Origin of the sequence: Actinomadura sp. NPDC048032, from assembly GCF_040653175.1 — a bacterium.
In the GTDB taxonomy this organism is placed as follows: Bacteria; Actinomycetota; Actinomycetes; order Streptosporangiales; family Streptosporangiaceae; genus Spirillospora; species Spirillospora verrucosospora.
In genome coordinates this window covers 1-3775 of sequence record NZ_JBEZJP010000596.1, presented here as the reverse complement: position 1 = coordinate 3775, position 3775 = coordinate 1, and the positions used below count along the sequence as shown (strand labels likewise).

Here is a 3775-nt window from a genome sequence, read left to right as displayed (position 1 = left end):
GGAAGACCTACACCTTCGCCGAGCACGCCACCGGCATGCTCTGGAGCGAGCCCGACGCGATGGACAGGCGCTGCGCCTGGCCGAGATCCAGCAGCTGGCCGATCGAGCCCATGTCCCACGCCGCGGGCAGCAGCGCCGCCAGCGTGGAGGTCCCGGCGCCGCCGTGCGCGCCGGCCAAGACCACGTCCATGACCTCTGCCGGCTGCTCGGCCGGGATCGTTCCGGTTTGTCGAAGACCCACCCGCATACCCCCGAATCAATGCGCTGGGTTGTTGGTCGCTCACAGTACGTGGCAGGATTATGGAGCGCAAGCAACGTCAAACAGTTTCTTCAAGAAGCATCTGACCTCAAGAACGTGCTTCCGCAGCGCCCGTCCACCACACTGGAGAGGACGACCCGTGACCGCTGAACCAGGAGCCCACGCGATGACCGAGACACCCGGCCGCGACCCCGACGTCCTCACCACCGCCGAACTCGCGACCAAGCTCGGCCTCTCGCCCCAGACCGTCCGCCGGATGGCCAACGCAGGGCAGATCCCCGCCCTCAAGACCGGCAAGGACTTCCGCTACTCCTGGCAAGCGGTCCGCGAGGTGCTGCGGCAGCCCCACCAACCGGGGGAGACCGCACATGAGCCACCCGAACCCAAGAAGGGCGCCGGATACCGCGCCCAACGCCGCGCCCGCACCGGCGCCCAGAACCAGACCACCCAGGAGCAGGTCAGCCAGGAGTAACCCGCCCCGGCGGCCGGTGCAGCGGCCGACGCGGTGAAAGCCGCCGCCACCGCATGCGCCGCCGCCCTCGCCCTCCCACTGGCCCTGGTCATCCTGCTCGCCGGCCAGAACTCCGCCGCAGGAAGCGGCTCAGAACTGGCAGGCGCGCCCACCGCCGAAGCCCAACGCGACATCCCACCGGCCTACCTGCGCTGGTACCTCGACGCCGCCTCCACCTGCCCCGGCCTGCCCTGGAACGTCCTGGCAGCCATCGGCAAGATCGAATCCGACCACGGCCGCTCCACGCACCCGGCGTCCACTCCGGCCAGAACTTCGCCGGCGCCGGCGGCCCCATGCAGTTCCTCGCCGCCACCTGGGCTGCCTACGGCATCGACGGCGACCACGACGGCCGCAAAGACCGCTACAACCCCGCCGACGCCATCCACGGCGCCGCCCAATACCTGTGCGCAGGCGGCGCAGGGAAAGGCGGCAAGCACCTCTACCGGGCCATCTGGCAGTACAACCACGCCGACTGGTACGTCCGCAAAGTCCTGGCCCAAGCCGACCGCTACGCCGCCCCCACCGCCACCGGACGCGGCGCTGTCGCCGTCCGCGCAGCCCTCCGCTGGCTCGGCACCCCCTACTCCTGGGGCGGCGGCGGACCCTCCGGCCCCACCTACGGCACCGCCCAAGGAGCCGGCACCAAAGGCTTCGACTGCTCAGGTCTCACCCAATACGCGTGGGCCCAAGCCGGCATCCGCCTACCCCGAATCGCCGCCGACCAATACAACGCCGGAACCCACATCCCCCGGCCTCAACTCCAACCCGGCGACCTGCTCTTCTTCGCCACCAACCCCCGCAACCCCACCACGATCCACCACGTCGGCATCTACTACGGCCGCGGCCGCATGATCCACGCCCCCACACCGGCGATGTCGTCCGCGTCTCCCAGTTCACCGGCAACCCCTACCGCGAACGCCATACATCGGCGCCATCCGCCCCGCAGCCCACACGGCGGAAGCCTGACCGGAGGCCTGCGCATGCACCAGTCACGCCAGCTTGGCTACCGTCCACACCCTCAGGACTGCCCTTGCGACAACAGGCCCGCGGCCAACTCTGCGCGATGCTGCTGGACCCAGTGATGTGCGGCTTGCACCTCGTCGATGGCGCCACCCTGGCGAAGACGGATCATCGCCGGGTCGCCGGCTTGAGCGGCAGCTGCGATGCCGCGCCAGCAGCGGTCCTGCCACCACAAGATCACATCGACCAGCTCGCTGCGATCGGCCAGTCCATAGGCATCGCAGAGCAACCGCGCTCGCCGAGCCGCCGCTGCGACATCGGCGACGCCGGGACCAAGCCCCAGGTACTGCCAGCACACGTGCGCGACATCATGGACCCGCCGCCCAGGGGCGGCCAGGTCCCAATCGATGAAGGCCACCGGCCGCATCCCCGCACCCGAATTCCGGTACACCGTGTTCTTCGGCGACAGATCGTTGTGGCACACCACCTCACCCTCACCGGCAAGATCCGTCGCGGCCGTCAGGTCGTGAAACTCCCGGACCAGTTCGGCAACCCGTATCAAGCTCTGGTCGCTGTCGACTCGGGGCGACTGAATCGGCTCCCACGCCACATGGCCATGGAGGAAACTCAGCGCCTCTCGCCCTTGTGCATCGATCCCCAGAAACCGCGGGGCGCCTTCCCACCCGGCTCGCTCCAACAGACCCAGCAGCCGGTGCACAAACTCCGCACGAGCAGGAGGCCGTCGGCGCACCGTGTCACCCACACGAACGCTCCCACTCACGTACCCGCCCGGCAGCGAAACCTCAGACACCGCACCAGTCTCCGTTACTGCTTCCTCGCAACAGAACGTTCCTTATCGCTACGACGCTCCACTCGTTGGCGTCACGCACAGGGTGCGGCCTTCCCTGCGGCGACGGCGCATTTGACATCGGCTGAGGCTTCGCAAGACCAGTTCACTCACAAGGACCAAGAATTCCCGGACCTGGAGGTCGACGTATGCAACCGCTGATGAACGCCGAACTCGCCGAACTCCCCACCGTGGTCGACATCAAGACCGCCGCCCGAGCCCTCGGCCTCTCCCGCACCTATGCCTACCAACTCGCCAAACAGAACCAGTTCCCCTGCAAGATCATCCGCGTCGGTACCTGCTACCGCGTCCCCACAGCAGCCCTACAAGCCCTGCTCAGCTCCGATTCATCGGAGCACTGCTCCTGCCAATCGCCTTGAGGAGGCAGCTAAGGCGGTCGAGCGCTGGGGGTGCAGAGCAGACCAGCTCTGAGGAAGGCGGCCCGGCGATGAGAGTCCGGCCCGCTGGGAAGACGTGAGCACTGGCCGTCCGGGGCCGGGTCTGCGGATCCGGCCCCTCGGCCGAGCGGTCGCTGGAGTTGGGCGACGCGCCTGATACCGGCGCCTGCGGCGGGCTGGAGGCCTGATAGCTCGGCGTGGCTCGGTTGAACACGGGGGAGAGGGCGCGCCGGCGGTTCTCGGGGCTTCTGGTCCTGTGTGAACCGTCCGGGTGCCGGGGGAGACGGCCGAGTTCGCTAACGAACGGCTAACTAACGATCAAGAGGCCGGTTCTCCGTGGTGGAGAAACGGCCTCTGAGCTGGTACTTCTTGTCGGGACGGCGGGATTTGAACCCACGACCCCTTGACCCCCAGGCATCTAAAGCCCCTTTAGACCTTCTTCAGGGCGGATACCGGCACCTGGCAGCGTTGCACGCAAGTCCACCAGCGTCCAGAGGCGTACGGCGGCGTAGTCACTCAGTTGGTCACTCAGCGGTCTCCACGCGGGTCCGGAGATCGGCACAGAACGAAGTGCCCACCAGGGACGATACCGATCGTGGGCTTCCGTATGGACGCATACAGAACAATCACGTGGCTGGAGTGTCGTTCCGTCGAGGGTCACCGCATGGGCGGCCGCTGGCCCACCGCCACCGGCCCGCCCGAGGCAGTTTGTCCAATACTGGACGAACATGCCCTTGTGTCTCACCTCTGAGTGAAGGGTCGCTACGGTGGCTTCCTGCAATGGGGCTGGCTAGAATGAG

The 3775-nt window shown here is 67.6% G+C and carries 5 protein-coding genes; 3 read left to right on the top strand and 2 right to left on the bottom strand.

The features are described 5' to 3' along the window. Positions 1-7 precede the first annotated feature (7 nt). Positions 8-190, bottom strand: coding sequence for a hypothetical protein (locus AB0C69_RS39635; RefSeq protein WP_360361437.1), 183 nt, complete (start codon positions 188-190; stop codon positions 8-10). A gap of 235 nt (positions 191-425) precedes the next feature. Here AB0C69_RS39635 and AB0C69_RS39630 point away from each other — a divergent pair, with 235 nt between their 5' ends. Then, positions 426-731 (top strand): helix-turn-helix domain-containing protein, encoded by a 306-nt coding sequence (locus AB0C69_RS39630; protein WP_173392821.1) that lies wholly within the window; start codon positions 426-428, stop codon positions 729-731. Between the two features lie 332 nt (positions 732-1063). Beyond that, the gene (locus AB0C69_RS39625) at positions 1064-1852 is read left to right on the top strand and encodes a bifunctional lytic transglycosylase/C40 family peptidase (protein WP_360361433.1); all 789 of its coding nucleotides are present in this window, start codon (positions 1064-1066) and stop codon (positions 1850-1852) included. Here the strand turns inward: AB0C69_RS39625 and AB0C69_RS39620 are convergent. Next, on the bottom strand, positions 1789-2493 hold the full coding sequence (locus AB0C69_RS39620) for a phosphotransferase (RefSeq protein WP_360361430.1): 705 nt from the start codon (positions 2491-2493) through the stop codon (positions 1789-1791). The two genes, AB0C69_RS39625 and AB0C69_RS39620, sit on opposite strands and share 64 nt — an antisense overlap. A gap of 245 nt (positions 2494-2738) precedes the next feature. On the opposite strand from AB0C69_RS39620, the gene AB0C69_RS39615 reads away from it, so the two are divergent. Beyond that, entirely contained in the window at positions 2739-2957 is a 219-nt protein-coding gene (locus AB0C69_RS39615; protein WP_360361428.1) for a helix-turn-helix domain-containing protein, read from the top strand. Positions 2958-3775: the final 818 nt, after the last annotated feature.

Coding starts and splice junctions, on each gene's coding strand:
- AB0C69_RS39635 (WP_360361437.1), bottom strand. CDS start 190: ATGGACGTGGTCTTGGCCGGCGCGCACGGCGGCGCCGGGACCTCCACG.
- AB0C69_RS39630 (WP_173392821.1), top strand. CDS start 426: ATGACCGAGACACCCGGCCGCGACCCCGACGTCCTCACCACCGCCGAA.
- AB0C69_RS39625 (WP_360361433.1), top strand. CDS start 1,064: ATGCAGTTCCTCGCCGCCACCTGGGCTGCCTACGGCATCGACGGCGAC.
- AB0C69_RS39615 (WP_360361428.1), top strand. CDS start 2,739: ATGAACGCCGAACTCGCCGAACTCCCCACCGTGGTCGACATCAAGACC.